At 66.8% G+C, this 14,309-nt stretch carries 13 protein-coding genes and 1 tRNA gene; 12 read left to right on the top strand and 2 right to left on the bottom strand.

The window, feature by feature from the left end:
• Positions 1 to 155: 155 nt before the first annotated feature.
• The 4 genes from ACQ450_RS01940 to ACQ450_RS01925 all read left to right on the top strand — a co-directional run bounded on the left by ACQ450_RS01940 (position 156) and on the right by ACQ450_RS01925 (position 1,827).
• Positions 156 to 229, top strand: a tRNA-Cys gene (locus tag ACQ450_RS01940).
• A gap of 236 nt (positions 230 to 465) precedes the next feature.
• Positions 466 to 696 carry a hypothetical protein gene (locus ACQ450_RS01935; protein WP_188054860.1) on the top strand — a complete coding sequence of 77 codons (231 nt, stop codon included), beginning with the start codon at positions 466 to 468 and terminating at the stop codon, positions 694 to 696.
• Between the two features lie 58 nt (positions 697 to 754).
• Positions 755 to 1,471: a ZIP family metal transporter gene (locus ACQ450_RS01930; protein WP_188054859.1), complete on the top strand. Its 717-nt coding sequence runs from the start codon at positions 755 to 757 to the stop codon at positions 1,469 to 1,471.
• A 71-nt stretch (positions 1,472 to 1,542) separates the two neighbouring features.
• Positions 1,543 to 1,827 carry a hypothetical protein gene (locus tag ACQ450_RS01925; RefSeq protein ID WP_188054858.1) on the top strand — a complete coding sequence of 95 codons (285 nt, stop codon included), beginning with the start codon at positions 1,543 to 1,545 and terminating at the stop codon, positions 1,825 to 1,827.
• A 13-nt stretch (positions 1,828 to 1,840) separates the two neighbouring features.
• On the opposite strand, the gene ACQ450_RS01920 is transcribed toward ACQ450_RS01925, so the two are convergent.
• A complete protein-coding gene (locus tag ACQ450_RS01920) occupies positions 1,841 to 2,050 on the bottom strand; it encodes a hypothetical protein (protein WP_431470291.1) in 210 nt (69 codons plus the stop codon).
• A 127-nt stretch (positions 2,051 to 2,177) separates the two neighbouring features.
• Here ACQ450_RS01920 and cysS point away from each other — a divergent pair, with 127 nt between their 5' ends.
• The 3 genes from cysS to ACQ450_RS01905 are packed head-to-tail and all read left to right on the top strand — an operon-like array spanning position 2,178 to position 6,188.
• Positions 2,178 to 3,614 carry a cysteine--tRNA ligase gene (gene cysS / locus ACQ450_RS01915; protein WP_431470290.1) on the top strand — a complete coding sequence of 479 codons (1,437 nt, stop codon included), beginning with the start codon at positions 2,178 to 2,180 and terminating at the stop codon, positions 3,612 to 3,614.
• Positions 3,611 to 4,546, top strand: coding sequence for a D-2-hydroxyacid dehydrogenase (locus ACQ450_RS01910; RefSeq protein WP_431470289.1), 936 nt, complete (start codon positions 3,611 to 3,613; stop codon positions 4,544 to 4,546). Before cysS ends, ACQ450_RS01910 begins: the two co-directional genes overlap by 4 nt.
• 52 nt (positions 4,547 to 4,598) lie before the next feature.
• Positions 4,599 to 6,188: a class II 3-deoxy-7-phosphoheptulonate synthase gene (locus ACQ450_RS01905; RefSeq protein ID WP_431470288.1), complete on the top strand. Its 1,590-nt coding sequence runs from the start codon at positions 4,599 to 4,601 to the stop codon at positions 6,186 to 6,188.
• Between the two features lie 173 nt (positions 6,189 to 6,361).
• Here ACQ450_RS01905 and ACQ450_RS01900 read toward each other — a convergent pair whose 3' ends face one another.
• The gene (locus tag ACQ450_RS01900; RefSeq protein WP_431470287.1) at positions 6,362 to 8,281 is read right to left on the bottom strand and encodes an AAA family ATPase; all 1,920 of its coding nucleotides are present in this window, start codon (positions 8,279 to 8,281) and stop codon (positions 6,362 to 6,364) included.
• A gap of 240 nt (positions 8,282 to 8,521) precedes the next feature.
• Here ACQ450_RS01900 and ACQ450_RS01895 point away from each other — a divergent pair, with 240 nt between their 5' ends.
• The 5 genes from ACQ450_RS01895 to ACQ450_RS01875 all read left to right on the top strand — a co-directional run bounded on the left by ACQ450_RS01895 (position 8,522) and on the right by ACQ450_RS01875 (position 14,282).
• Positions 8,522 to 9,106 (top strand): hypothetical protein, encoded by a 585-nt coding sequence (locus ACQ450_RS01895; protein ID WP_431470286.1) that lies wholly within the window; start codon positions 8,522 to 8,524, stop codon positions 9,104 to 9,106.
• A 189-nt stretch (positions 9,107 to 9,295) separates the two neighbouring features.
• Positions 9,296 to 10,390, top strand: coding sequence for a family 43 glycosylhydrolase (locus ACQ450_RS01890; protein WP_431470285.1), 1,095 nt, complete (start codon positions 9,296 to 9,298; stop codon positions 10,388 to 10,390).
• A gap of 65 nt (positions 10,391 to 10,455) precedes the next feature.
• The gene (locus ACQ450_RS01885) at positions 10,456 to 10,878 is read left to right on the top strand and encodes a hypothetical protein (RefSeq protein ID WP_431470284.1); all 423 of its coding nucleotides are present in this window, start codon (positions 10,456 to 10,458) and stop codon (positions 10,876 to 10,878) included.
• A 57-nt stretch (positions 10,879 to 10,935) separates the two neighbouring features.
• The gene (locus ACQ450_RS01880) at positions 10,936 to 12,936 is read left to right on the top strand and encodes a TonB-dependent receptor family protein (protein ID WP_431470283.1); all 2,001 of its coding nucleotides are present in this window, start codon (positions 10,936 to 10,938) and stop codon (positions 12,934 to 12,936) included.
• Positions 12,936 to 14,282 carry a PepSY-associated TM helix domain-containing protein gene (locus ACQ450_RS01875; protein ID WP_431470282.1) on the top strand — a complete coding sequence of 449 codons (1,347 nt, stop codon included), beginning with the start codon at positions 12,936 to 12,938 and terminating at the stop codon, positions 14,280 to 14,282. The genes ACQ450_RS01880 and ACQ450_RS01875 overlap by 1 nt, the downstream gene beginning before the upstream one ends.
• The last annotated feature ends 27 nt before the right edge of the window (positions 14,283 to 14,309 follow it).

The raw sequence follows: 14,309 nt of genomic DNA, 5'->3' as shown, positions 1-14,309 counted from the left end.
GCCCTGTCGCATAACCGTATTAGCTATGCAATACACTTGTTGCTGATGCGGGCTTGTATCGCGGCGATGCGGCGCCGCCAAGCGACCGCTCGAGCGTTTTTCGAAAGCTGGATGTTGACAGGCAACACGCGTGCTGCGCATCTCCCGCGGATTGGGGCCCGATGGCGGAGTGGTGACGCAGCGGACTGCAAATCCGTATACGCCGGTTCGATTCCGGCTCGGGCCTCCATCTTCTTCCCCTTCGATGCGTTCACGCCCCCTCACGCGCCGGCGGCGCGCTCCCTCGTTGCGCCGCGAAACCTGCGCCTGCCCCGGGCGTTGTCCGGAAGCAGGAGCGGATCGCCCACTCGCCTTGTCGTGTTGCTTAAACGACACATCGCTCGCCTGTTGACTTTCTGAATATTCGTTCACGGAACCATTCCTGATTCGTGCTCGTTCATTGCCCCGGTTACAGGGAGACATACGATGTACGACTTTGGCATCCGTCAGGCCCGCACCGGGTATCGCGTCGCCTATCGCCCCGACGAGGCGAATCACTGCCCCGGCTGTGGCGGGTCGCAGTGGATCATCGGCCGCATGACCGCCGAATGCGCGCACTGCTCCACTGCCGTGCCGCTCGTGGCGACGGGCACTGTCGGCACCGGCCTGATCCGCACCAGCGGCAAGCCCGCCTGGCAGCATGCCATCGCCGCCTGAGTGGCGATCTTTTTAGGAAAGCACAGAACCGATCCGGAACTCGCCCGTTCAGCCCCCGATGGGTGAGTTCTGGACAGTACTCGCCCTGGCGCTGCTGCCGGGGCTCGGAAACGCGATCGGCAGTGGAATCGCGCTGCTGACAAAGCCTGCGCGCTGGATCGTCGGCGTCGCGCTCCATGGCGCTGCGGGCATCGCCATCGCGATCGTCGCGGTCGAACTGATGCCGCGCGCGCTGATGGACGCGCGCGGGTGGAGCGTCGGACTCGCCTTTCTTGTCGGCGCGCTCGTTTCGATCGGCATTGCCAGGCTCGTCGGACATCTTCAGGCAAGCGTGCGCACGGGTGCGATGATGGTCGTGGCCGCGGTGGGCGTGGATCTCTTCACCGATGGCTTTCTTACCGGCGCCGGCTCCTCGGTCGCCGCCAGTCTGGGCGCGCTGCTCGCCGCCAGCCAGGTCGTCGCGAATATTCCCACCGGCTTTGCCGCCGCCGCGAATCTGCGCAACTCCGGCAAGAAGATGCGCTGGATCGCCATGGCTTCGCTTCCGGTGGTCGCGCCGGTCGCCGCCGCGATCGGCTATCTCGGGTTGGAAACGGGCGACAGCTCCTCGCAGGCGCTCGTCCTCGCCTTCATCGCCGGCGTGCTGCTCCTTGCGACGGTCGAGGATACGCTGTCGGAAGGCGATGCGCCCGATCCGCCGCGCAAATGGTCGAGCGTCAGCTTCGCGCTCGGCTTCGCGCTGATGATGTTCGCCTCGAACGCGCTGAACAGCTGAGCGGTACGCGTTCGGAACGGCCGCGTCGGGCCGCGCGTTGCAGTGCCGAACAGGAACCCGGAGCCAGCTTCATGACCGATATCTCCGTCACTTCGCCGATCGAGCGCGTCGCCCGCGTGATCTGCGCCGAGGCACGCAGCCCCAACGGCCAGACTTCCAACGGCGGCGCGGCCATCGCCGCGGCTGTCAGCGGCCAGATCGACGCGAGCTGGGACCAGGAGGTCGAGCGCGCCAAGGCAGTGCTCCGCACGCTGCGAGAACCGACTCCGGAAATGGTCGCCGCCGGCCGGGCGGCAGGCAGCGATCCGGCCGAGATCTGGTCGGCAATGGTCCGCGCCGGGCTCGGCGAGGACTAGCCCCCGGCCCGGCCTATTGGTCCGCGGTCGGGTCGTCCGCCGGTTGATGGGTCAGCCGTCGTGGCCGTCGTCCGAACACCCGGTTCCATGCGTGTTCGCGCGCGATGCGCCTCTTGCGCCGGCGCGCACGGCGCTCCATCGCCCGCTGGCGCCGTATGTAGCGGACCAGCAACACGGCCGCGATGATCGCTGCGGCTCCGCCCAGGATCGCGACATTGTCCATGCTCAACTCTCCAGACGCCGATCCGGAAAGCACCCGCCCCGATTCGCTTTCTTGCAAGGATGCGCAGATTGATTGGCCTTGTGAATGCGATTTGTGACGCGGCGGTGTCCGCGCTAATGCCGCCGCCATGTCCGGCACGCCGATCACGCTTCACAACAGCCTCTCCCGCCGCCTCGAGCCGTTCGCCCCGCTCGATCCCGAGCGCGGCGTCCGCATCTACTCCTGTGGACCGACCGTCTACAGCGATCCGCACCTCGGCAATCTGCGCGCCTATGTGTTCACCGACACGCTGGCCCGGATGCTGCGCTGGAAGGGCTATGCCGTCACTCATATCGTCAACATCACCGATGTCGGCCATCTCACCTCCGATGCCGACGCCGGGGACGACAAGATGGAGGCGGCGGCAAAGGCGCGGGCGATGAGCGCCTGGGACATCGCGGCGCATTATACCGGGGTGTTCAAGTCGAACCTCGCCGATCTCAACATCGTACCCCCCACGCACATGCCGACCGCGACCGATCATGTCGCCGGGATGATCGAATTCGCGCAGTCGATCGCGGAGCGGCACTGCTATCAGATCGACAGCGGCCTCTACTTCGACAGCACCACCGTGCCGCACTATGGGCAGCTCGCGGGCGGTCAGGACGACGCCGGCGAAGGCCGCATCGATCCGGTCGCGGGCAAGCGCCATCCGCAGGACTTCGCGATCTGGCGCCGAACGCCGCCCGGCGAAACGCGCCAGATGGAGTGGGATTCGCCTTGGGGCCGCGGGGCGCCGGGCTGGCACTTGGAATGTTCGGTGATGAGCCGCCAGTATCTCGGCTTTCCGTTCGACATCCACACCGGCGGGATCGACCATCGCGAGATCCATCACGTCAACGAAATCGCGCAGAACCAGGCCTTTTGCGATTGTGCCGACAGCGGCGCCCGCTTCTGGATGCACAATAATTTTCTCGTCGATCGCGGCGGCAAGATGTCGAAGTCGAAGGGCGGCATCGCCACGCTTCAGTCGCTGATCGATCGCGGCGTGCATCCCCTTGCCTACCGGCTGATGTGCCTCAGTGCGCATTATCGCAGCGAGCTAGAGTTCAGCCCGGAAAATCTGCTCGCCGCGCTCACTCGGCTCAAGCGGCTGGTGATGGCGGCGCGCAAGGCGATCCCCGCCGGAACCGAGGCTGAGGCCGCGGAGCGCGGCAGCGACTATCTCGCGCAGCTCGACGCCGCGGTCGCCGACGATCTCAACACGCCCAAGGCACTCCCGGTGCTCGAAACGATGCTCGCCGACAAGCGCCTCGCCGCGGGCGTCAAGGCCGCGCTCCTGAGCGCGTTCGACGCCGTGCTCGGGCTCGAGCTGCGCACGCTCACCCGCGAGGCACTGCGCGTCCGCCCCGCCGATGCCGCGCTCGCGGCCGAGGCGATCGAAGCGAAGCTCGCCGAGCGCCGCGACGCCCGCGCGGCAAGGGACTTCGCTCGCTCCGACGCGATCCGCGACGAACTTACTGCCGCCGGCGTCGAAGTCATGGACGGCGACCCGCTCGGCTGGGAATGGAAGGTGCAGCTATGAAGGCCGTTCTCCCCGCGCTCGCCCGCCCGCTGCTCGAGCCGCGCCTGCCGGCCGATCTTCAGGTCCACTGGTTCCAGGATCGCGAGGATGCCGGCGAAGCGATCGCCGATGCCGACATCGCCTGGGTCGACATGCAGCGCTCGCGCTACACCGCCGAGACGCTCGCCCGCGCCCAGGCGCTCCAATGGGTCTTCACTCTCTATGCCGGAGTCGATCCGTTCGATCTCGATCGGATGCAGGCGCAGGGCACGATCCTCACCAACGGCACCGGCATCAATGCCGAGGCGGTCGCCGAATATGCCGTGCTCGGCGTGCTCGCCGCCGCCAAGCGCTTCGACGAAGTCGTCCGCCTCGCCGATCGCCGCGAATGGACCACCGACGCGCCCGGCAAGCTCGAGCTCTACGACACCCGCGCGCTGATCGTCGGCTATGGCACGATCGGCCGGATGATCGGCGATCGCCTCGCCGCGTTCGGCGTCGATGTCACCGGCGTCACGCGCTCGGGCCGCGACGGCACGCTCACGCCCGACGCCTGGCGCGCCCGCATCGGCGACTATGACTGGGTGATCCTCGCCGCCCCCTCGACCGGCGAGACGCAGGCGCTGATCGGCGCTGACGCGCTGGCGGCGATGAAGACCTCGGCCTGGCTGGTCAACATCGCCCGCGGCGACATGGTCGATCAGGACGCGTTGGTCGAGGCGCTCGCCAAGCGCCGCATCGCCGGCGCGTTCCTCGACACGGTGACGCCCGAGCCGCTCCCGCCCGAGCACCCGCTCTGGTCGGCGCCCAACGCGATACTGACGATGCACCTTTCGGGCCGCAGCCAGACGCGCATGTTCCAGCGCGCCGCCGCGCTCTTCCTCGAAAATCTCGAGGCCTTCCGCGCCGGAAAGCCGATGAAGAACGTCGTCGATCTCGCTGCCGGCTATTGAATTACCCGATCTGAGTTGACGCCCCTTACTCTCCCGGAGTAAGCCGCGTCGCATGACGACGCTCGCCGGCCACAAGATCCGCAGGTTCCGCGAAGAGCGCGGCCTTTCCCGCGCCGCCTTCGGCGCCTGGTATGGTGCGCCCGGCTCCACCGTCCAGGGCTGGGAGGAGCATGGCAAGCGCGCCACCGGCGCCGCCGTCAATCAGATCGCCGCCAATGGCATCGCCCATCATGCCGACTGGTTCCTGCCCTATCGCGCCGGAGACGACGCCATGGCCAAATGGTCCCCCGACAGCTGGAAGTCCGCCGAGGCCCGCCAGCTCCCCGACTATCCCGATCCCGCCGCGCTCGATGCCGCCACGGCGCGGCTCGCCTCCTTCCCGCCGCTCGTCTTCGCGGGCGAGGCGCGGATGCTCACCGAGGAGCTCGCCCGCGTGGCCGAGGGCAAGGCGTTCCTGCTCCAGGGCGGCGACTGTGCCGAGAGCTTCGCCGAGTTCCACCCCAACAACATCCGCGACACCTTCCGCGTCATCCTCCAGATGGCGGTGGTGCTCACCTTCGCCTCGAAGCTGCCGACGGTGAAGCTCGGCCGCATGGCGGGCCAGTTCGCCAAGCCCCGCTCGGCACCCACCGAGACGATCGGCGGCGTCGAGCTGCCCAGCTATCGCGGCGACAATGTCAACGGCGCCGCCTTCACTCCCGAAGCGCGCATTCCCGCTCCCGAGCGGATGATTCAGGGCTACAGCCAGGCCGCGGCGACGCTCAACCTGCTGCGCGCCTTCGCCAACGGCGGCTACGCCAATCTGCATCAGGTCCACAAATGGACGCTCGATTTCATGGGCAAGAGCCCGTGGACCGCGCGCTTCGCCGACGTCGCCGATCGCATCGGCGAATCGCTCGAGTTCATGGCCGCCTGCGGCATCGATCCCGATCGCGTGCCCCAGCTCAACGCCACCGATTTCTACACCAGCCACGAAGCGCTGCTGCTCCCCTATGAACAGGCGCTCACGCGGCAGGACAGCCTGACCGGCCAATGGTACGACACCAGCGCGCACATGCTCTGGATCGGCGACCGCACCCGGTTCGAAGGCAGCGCGCATGTCGAGTTCCTGCGCGGCATCGGCAACCCGATCGGGATGAAGTGCGGCCCCAGCCTCGATCCCGAGGCGCTGCTGCGCCTGCTCGACACGCTCAACCCCGCGCGCACCCCCGGCCGGATGACGCTCATCACCCGCTACGGGCACGACAGGATCGAGGCCGCCCTCCCCGCCCTCGTCCGCGCGGTGAAGCGCGAGGGGCATCCGGTCGTCTGGAGCTGCGATCCGATGCACGGCAACGTCGTCAAGGCCGCCAACGGCTACAAGACCCGCCCCTTCGACCGCATCCTCGACGAAGTCCGCGGCTTCTTCGCCGTCCACCGCGCCGAAGGCACCTTCGCCGGCGGCATCCATTGCGAGATGACCGGCCAGAACGTCACCGAATGCACCGGCGGCATGATCGACGTGAGCGAAGCGGACCTCGAAGCCCGCTACCACACCCACTGCGACCCCCGCCTTAACGCCGGCCAGTCGCTCGAGTTGGCGTTCCTGCTGGCGGAAATGCTCAACGAGGAAATGGCGCAGCGGCGGAAGGTGGCGGCTTAGCTCCGTAACCGGAGCGGCGGCGGGTTGTGGGCCGTTAGGCGAAAGTCGGTTCGAAGTTGGGTCGCGGGGATAGCTGATGTTCACGCCGCGTCGGCTGCCGACCCACAATGCGCCATTCCGACACGATGGTCTGAATGTCCGCTCATGCGCAAAACCGGCCCACTCGTTTGCGCCTAACGCTTGGTCAGGGTATCGTTAATGCGGACGAAGAGCTTCTCAAAGTTGTCGAGCGTGGTGCTCGAGAGCTGGGGAAGGAAGGTTGCCTTATCACGCAAGAACCTGTCGGCTGGCCGGTTGTGGTCGAACCGATCAACTTCCTCTAGGCGCGCGATCTTCCGCACCAGCGGATCAGTGCCTTTCAGGTCCCCTTCCGCGATGCTTTTACCGAAGGCAGCGTTGTAAAGGAGAAGGTAGTCGGCGGCGGTGAAGAGGTCTTCAATGTCTGCCGCTTTCCGGTTCAGGAGCTCACCGACTGTAACAATCCGCGTTGCACTCAAGAAGCCGTTCTGCGCCAAGGTCGCGAGCCGCTGGTGTCCCTCCTTCCGGGCATCAACCAGCACCGTCACGTCCAGATGGATGCCCAAAAGCGCGACGAAGGTAGGGATCGTGTCGGCCCCACCGACCGGGATTATTCCCCAGCGATCGTCGAGCCCGGTTCGCCCGTTCTCCTTCAAGTGGGCCGAGATAGTTGACATGTAAGCAAGGTCAGAAGGCCCCTCCACGACAAGGTTGTCTCGGGCGATCAGGAGGTGCTGCGCGATATCGTAACCAAGGGCACCTTGCAGGGGGAACAAGGTATCGGGGTCGGTCGTCAGCACGTCTGAGGAAATGACCGAGCCCGTCTCGCGCCCCTTATCTTCGACGACCCGCGCCCGCTCTAGCAGGCCGGGCTGGACCATGAAGGGGGAGTGTGTGCTGTAAATGACCTGGCATCGCTTCGCCAACCGCTCGTCAATGAAGCGGAGGAAATCCTTTTGGGCGCGCGCGTGTAGGCCAAGGCCGGGTTCATCAAGCAATATGATGACCGGCGTATCGTCATACTCGTACCGCGAAAATGCCGACAGAAACGAGAAAAACCACTGGAAGCCAGATGATCGCTCGTCAAACGGCAGGGAAAGCATGTGCCGGTTGTCGTACATTCGCACGTGCATTTCATCGAGCACTGCATGATTGCCGTTCTGCCGGGCTTCCGTCTTCTGCGTAATGTCTATGAGAACGCGAAGCTCGGTATTGGTCGTCCAATAGGTCAGCACATCCTGCGAGATGGCGTTAGCGACGTTTTCCAGTTCCCGCTTTCGAGTTTCGTACTCCGGGTCGAGCAGATAGTCGTCGTCTGCGCCAGCCATACTCAGCAGCGAACGCGCCGTCGCCCTATCTACATCAAGGGTGTCTTCGTCCGCTTCCAGCAACTCCCGAATTTTGACGATGCCGGGAAGGCGGCTGTACTCGGCATAATAGAAAAACTTGGGAATGCGCGTCTTGAGGATTGCGCGCATCTTGGCTCCGAAATCGAGGCCCTCACCAAGAGCCGCTGTCACCTTGGCCGTAATCGCCTCTCCAGAAGCCTTGATTTGCTCGTCTTCTTCGTTGGCGGTGAGCTTCTCAGCGGCGGAGAGCAACGAGGTAAAAGTCGTAATGCTCTTTGTAGTTTCCGTCACGCTCTTGGGCAGGTCTAGGTCGGCCAGAATATTGGCGACCGCCTTAGCTTCGTCCGCCTTGTAAGTGTAAAGCTGCTCGTTGTCATATTTGCGGCTTAGCGTGAATTCGTCAGAGGTGAGAACACTTTCGCCAAATACCGCGCTGACGGCGGCCTTATCGGCATCCTGCAACTCGAAAGTCGCTTCGATGGGCTGGACTAGCTCTAGGTCCTTTCCCTGCCGGCGATGAGTCTTTTCCAGCCATGCGGGATAGTGGCGACCGATGTTGAAATCGACGTTACCTTGGGCGGGGTTCAGGCGACGAAGTGCTTCAAGAAAGGCGGTCTTACCTGACTCATTCTTGCCCACCAAACAGGTAACGTCTGGCTGAATTGCGACCTCTGTTGAATCAAGAACGTGCTTGAAGTGCTGAACGTGAACCGTCTTAAGCAGCATAATGCCCCCTTGTTCCCGGCCTGTTCTAGCGTCGGCAATACGCTTTGGCTACTGCCCAATGGCCGGTGTTGGCACAAGCGGGCGTTCCTCGTTGCCGCACTGACCGGCAGGTAAGTCGCCAGACCCGGTCTTAATTTTGAACGTCCACTTCCAAGCGCGGGAAATTGGCTGTCGATCGACCGAAACTGAGGCGCAAACCCGCCCCTTTCCTACACGCCCAAAATCTGCCATGTTCCCCTTATGTACCGCTCCGCCACTCCCGACGACCTCCTCCTCTTCGCGCCCGTCCCGCTCGCGCGGGTGACGGCGGGCGGCTGGACTTCGGAGCGTCAGATCGCCTTCGTCGCCGCGCTCGCGCGCAGCGGGGTCGTCGCGCGGGCGGCGCGGTCGGTGGGGAAATCGGCGCGTTCGGCCTATCAGCTGCGCGAACGGCCGGGGGCGGAGAGTTTCGCCGCCGCCTGGGATGCCGCGCTCGATCGCGCGCGCGACGAGGCGCTGGGCGCCGCGCTCGGCACGCTCTCCGATCCCGAGCGGGTGCCCGTCCTGTATCGCGGGCGCATCATCGGCTGGCGCGAGCGCGTCAACGAGCGGCTGCTGATCGCCGCGCTGCGCGCCCGACGGGCGCATGCCGCGCCCGCTCCATCCGCGCGGCGGCGCGAGCGCGACGCGCCCGAGTTCCACTGGTCGGAGCCGGTCGACTGGCGCGTCCAGCTCCGCGACCATTATGGCCGCGCGGCGCACGAGCCCCGGGCGCACGCCGCGCGCGCCGTGCCGCCGCGGCCCGCCTCCTCCCCGGCCTCCCCGCCACGCGTCCGCGGTTGTTAGAAAATGTCCGGCATCGGCAACTTTCGAAAAGGATCGACGCGAAAACTGCGAAGCGAAGCGCCGCGCACCGCGCGATCGGCCCCGCCGGCTCTTGACGCGCGCGGGCCGAGCCGGTGCTTAGGGGGCCGGGTCGCCGGCCCCCGCGTCGCGAATCGCGGGGAAGGCGCCACAACCAAGGGAGAGTCATTGGTGTCGCATCGTTCCGTCCTGCCGTTCGCCTCCGTTCCGGCCGCGCCGCGCCGCGCAGCCGCCGCCACCCTGCTCGCGGGGGCGCTGGCGCTTGCCGGGTGCACCAGCACGGCCGGGCCGAACGCCGCCACCGCTGCGGCGCCCGTCGCGTCGGCAGCACCGGCAGCCTCGGCCGCCGCCGCGCCCTCGGGGGCGTGCAATCCGATCTTTCGCAATCGCTTCACTGCCGATCCGGCGCCGCTCGCCGTCGGCGACCGCCTCTATGTCTATGCCGGGCACGACGAGGGCGACGAGGGATTCCGGATCGACGAATGGGTCGCCTATTCGACCAGCGACATGCGCGACTGGACCGATCACGGCGCGATCCTGAAGCCCACCGACTTCGCCTGGGCCGAGGGCGAGGCATGGGCCGCCGAAATGGTCGAGAAGGACGGGAAATATTATTTCTACGTCACCGTCGAACATGACGACAGCCATCCCGGCAAGGCGATCGGCGTCGCCGTGAGCGACAGCCCCACCGGCCCCTTCGTCGACGCGCGCGGCTCGGCGCTGGTGCGCGACAATCCGGAAACGTGGCGCGCCTGGAGCGACATTGATCCCACCGTGCTGATCGACGACGACGGCACGCCCTGGATGGCCTGGGGCAATTCCAATCTCTATCTGGCGAAGCTCAAGCCCAACATGATCGAGCTCGACGGGCCGCCGCGCGAGCTGCATCTCACCAACTTCCTCGAGGGGCCGTGGCTGCACAAGCGCGGCGACCTCTATTACATGACCTATGCCTCGTTCGTCGAAGGCGAGCAGACCGCGGAGCACATCTCCTATGCCACCGCGCCGTCGATGGAAGGCCCCTGGACCTATCGCGGCGAGCTGACCGGCGCGGCGCAGAACAGCTTCACCATCCATGCCGGAATCGAGGAGTTCAAAGGCAACTGGTACTTCTTCTATCATGATGGAACGCTGACGATCGACGGTGTGCCGGGCTCCGAATTCCGCCGCGCCGTGGCGGTCGAGCCGCTGCGCTACGATGCCGACGGAAGGATGCTGCCGATCCGCCAGACCCGGCAGGGCATTTCGCCCACGCCCTGCGGCTGATCTCTCGCAGGCGCCGGTCCATGCCGCTTGCGTTCGGCACAAATCGGCGGCAAGGGGCCGGCCAGATGCGCAACGTGTGGAACAAAGGGGGCTTTGGCGGTCGGCTGGTGCTGGCGCTCGTCGCCTGCGCGCTGCTCGTGCGGATCGCCATCCCCGCCGGATGGATGCCGCAGGCGCATGCCGGAACGGTCCGGATCGCGCTCTGCAACGCGCTTCCCGGCGCCCCGGCAGTCCACTCGGCCCGGGCCCTGCTCGAAGCGGCAATACCCGCGCCGGACGGCGACCCGGCGCCCGACGCAGGCGCCGATTCGCCTTGCGCCTTCGCCGGCATGGCGCTCGCGGTCAGCCTGCCCCAGGCGCCGCCCGCAAGCGCCCCGTCCCGCTCGGCTGATCGGGCCGTCCCCTTCCCGGATCGGACCGGCCCCGCGCCCGGCCGCGGTCTCGCCGCCCCTCCCCCACCCGCCACCGGCCCCCCCGCCTTCGCCTGACCCCTTGCCGTGCGCAGTCCGCGCGCGGCGCTCCAGTCATGCGAAGGAATTCAGTCAATGCACGCCATTGCCCGCGCCCTGTGCGGCGCGTTGCTGCTGGGCATCGCGGCACCCGCCGCCGCCCAGCAGAGCCCCCAGACTCCCGACGAACGGGAGATCATCGTTTCGGCCGAGCAGATCACTCAGGCCGCCATCCAGCAGGTTCAGGAAACCCCCGGCGGCGCCGACGTCGTTCCCGCCACCGACTATGCCGATCAGGCCGCGGTGTCGCTGCGCGAGGCACTCGCCTTTTCCCCGGGCGTCTATGCGCAGCCGCGGTTCGGCCAGGAAGTGCGCCTTTCGATCCGCGGATCCGGCATCAGCCGCGGCTATCACATGCGCGGGCTTACGCTGCTGCAGGACGGCGTGCCGATCAACCTCGCCGACGACAATGGCGACTTTCAGGAACTCGACCCCACGATCCTCCAGCGCATCGAGGTGTTCCGCGGCGCCAATGCGCTGCGCTACGGCGCCTCGACGCTGGGCGGCGCGATCAACGGCGTGACGCCGACCGGGCGCAGCGCGAACGGTTGGCGCGTCCGCATCGACGGCGGCAGCTTCGAAACGCTGCGCGGCCTCGTCAGCGTGGGCTTCGCAGATGCACGCGGCGACGCCTATCTCTCGCTCGCCGCCGACACGTCGAACGGAGATCGCGAGCATGCCGACCGGCGCGGCCTGCGCTTCAACGGCAATGTCGGCATCCGGCTGACCGATGACGTCGAGACTCGCTTCTACGCAAGTGCCCAATCGCTCGATCAGGATCTGCCGGGCGCGCTCACCTATACGGCGGTGCGCAACACGCCGCGCGCCGGCAACAGCGTAGGCGATCAGGGGCGCAACATCGACTCGATCCGCCTCCAGAACCGTACGCGATTCGAAATCGGCGAAGGACACCTTGACGCGGGTGTGTTCCTCAACGCCAAGCAGCTCGATCATCCCATCTTCCAGGTGCTCGACTATAAATCCACCGATTGGGGCCTCTATGCCCGGCTCGACCAGCGCTTCGGCGCGCTGAGGCTCACCGCGGGCGTGAGCGCGCGCTTCGGCACGGTGGATTCCAAGCGCTTCGTCAACAACGCCGGCCGGCGCGGTGCGCCCACCTATGATGCAGACCTCGCCGCGCGGACGGTCGACGCCTATGCCGAAGCGCGCCTGGAGGCCGTGAGCGGGCTTACGCTGGTCGCCGGCGCGGTATTCACCTCGGGCATGCGCGAGCAGGAACTCGTCTTCCCCGCCGCCGCGTTCGACGAGGTCAGCTACGACGAACTGTCGCCCAAGCTGGGCCTGTTGTTCGAACCCGCGCAGGATGTGCAGTTCTACGCCAATTACAGCCGCAGCCACGAGCTGCCCGGCTATAGCGAGCTCGCGCAGAGCGGCCCGACGATCCCGACCGGCAGCTTCGTCGCGCTCGATCCACAGCGCGGATGGACGGCGGAGATCGGCGGCCGCGGCAGGATCGGACCCGTCACCTTCGATGTGAGCGTCTATCGCGCGGACCTGAACGATGAACTGCTCCAGTTCAACGTCAATCCGCCTGCCGTTCCCGCAGCGACGTTCAACGCAGGCGACACGCGCCACCAGGGAGTCGAGGCAGGGCTCGACATCGCCTTCGCGCGCTGGGCGACGCTACGGCAAGTCTATCAATACAATGACTTCCGGTTCCGCGACGATCCGCAGTTCGGCGACAATCGCCTGCCCGTGGTCCCGGAGCATCTCTATCGCGGTGAACTCGTGCTGGGCAGCGAGGCGCTGCACGTCGCGCCGCGCGTCGAGTGGCTGCCGCGCGGAGCCTTTGCGGACTACGCCAACAGCTTCCGCCCCGATGGCTATGTGCTGCTCGGGGTCACCGCAGAAGCGCGTGTGCGCGAAGGGCTGACGCTGTTCCTCGACGCGCGCAACCTCACCGACCGCGACGAGGTGGGCGATATCGGCGCGGTGGTCGCCTATTCGCCTGCGAACGCGATCTTCTACCCCGTCGAGCGGCGCGCCGTGTTCGGCGGCGTACGGGCGGCGTTCTGATGGCGCGCGTGGCGGGGGCCGGCTGGTACAACGCCGTGTGGCGGTGGCATTTCTACGCCGGATTGCTGACGATGCCGTTCGTGCTGTGGCTGACGGTCACCGGCACGATCTATCTCTGGAAACCGCAGATCGAGGCGATGCTGGAACATCGCTTCGAGACAATCGAGGCTGTCGGTCCGCGCGAAAGCGCGGGCCGGCAGGTCGAGGCGGCACTGGCGGTGGTGCCGGGCGGCACCCTCGCCAAATACCAGCTTCCGCAGACCCCGCATTCGGCGGCGCGCATCCTGATACGCCGCTCCGACGCGAAGACCGAGCGCGTGTGGGTGAACCCCTATACCGCCGAGGTGATGCATCATGTCCGCGACGATCGGCGGCTGATGCCGATGATCGCGGACCTCCACGGCAAGCTCGGCACGGGCTGGACCGGATGGGGCAGCCATGTCGTCGAAATCGCCGCTTGCTGGACGGTGACGATGTTGCTCACCGGCCTGTATCTCTGGTGGCCGCGCGGCGGCAGGTCGCTGGCAGGCGTGCTCTGGCCGCGGATACGCGGCGGCGGGAGGCGATTCTGGCGTGATCTTCACGCCTCGGTGGGCATCTGGGTTGCGCTGCTCGGCTTGTTCCTGATCGCCACCGGGCTTCCCTGGTCGGCGTTCTGGGGCGCGTATTTCAAGGAGGTACGCACCATCACCGGGACGCTGGACGGTCCACAGGACTGGGCCTCGGGCAGCTTCCGAAAAGCACCTGCGCCCGATCACGCTGTGCATGGGCATGGTGGAGCCGACGCACCGCCGACGATCGACCTCGCGCAGCTGGAGCGGGTTCGCGCCACGGTCGCCCCGCTCGGGATTGCGCCTCCACTGCTCATCGTGCCCCCAGCGGCGGCCGGGGAACCATGGCGCGTCTCGTCCGAGGCAGCCGATCGAACGCGGCGCGTCGACCTTTCGGTCGACGGCAGCAGTGGCGCGATCGTCTCCCGCCGCGACTTCGCCCAGCGCCACTGGATCGATCGCGCTGTAGGAACCGGCATCGCCGCGCATGAGGGCGCGCTGTTCGGCGTGGTGAACCAGCTGCTGGGCACGCTCACTGCCTTAGGCCTCGCCACGCTGTCGCTATCAGGCTTCGTGCTGTGGTGGCGACGGCGTCCAGAAGGAAAGCTCGGCGCCCCGCCCCCAGTCGCGCGACCGCGCTACGGACCATTGCTCGTCGCTGCAATCTGCCTGCTCGGGCTGCTGATGCCGCTCTTCGGCGCGACCTTGCTGCTCGTGCTGCTGATCGAGGCGACGCTGTTGCGGCATTGGCCGGCGGCGCGCCGCTGGCTCGGCCTGCGGCGTGCGCCCGCTTGACGGGGGCGACCGGCGCCACTAAGTGCC

The sequence above is a fragment of the Sphingosinithalassobacter sp. LHW66-3 genome (genome assembly GCF_050703275.1).
GTDB lineage: Bacteria > Pseudomonadota > Alphaproteobacteria > Sphingomonadales > Sphingomonadaceae > Sphingomonas.
This window is presented reverse-complemented; position numbering and strand designations above follow the sequence as displayed.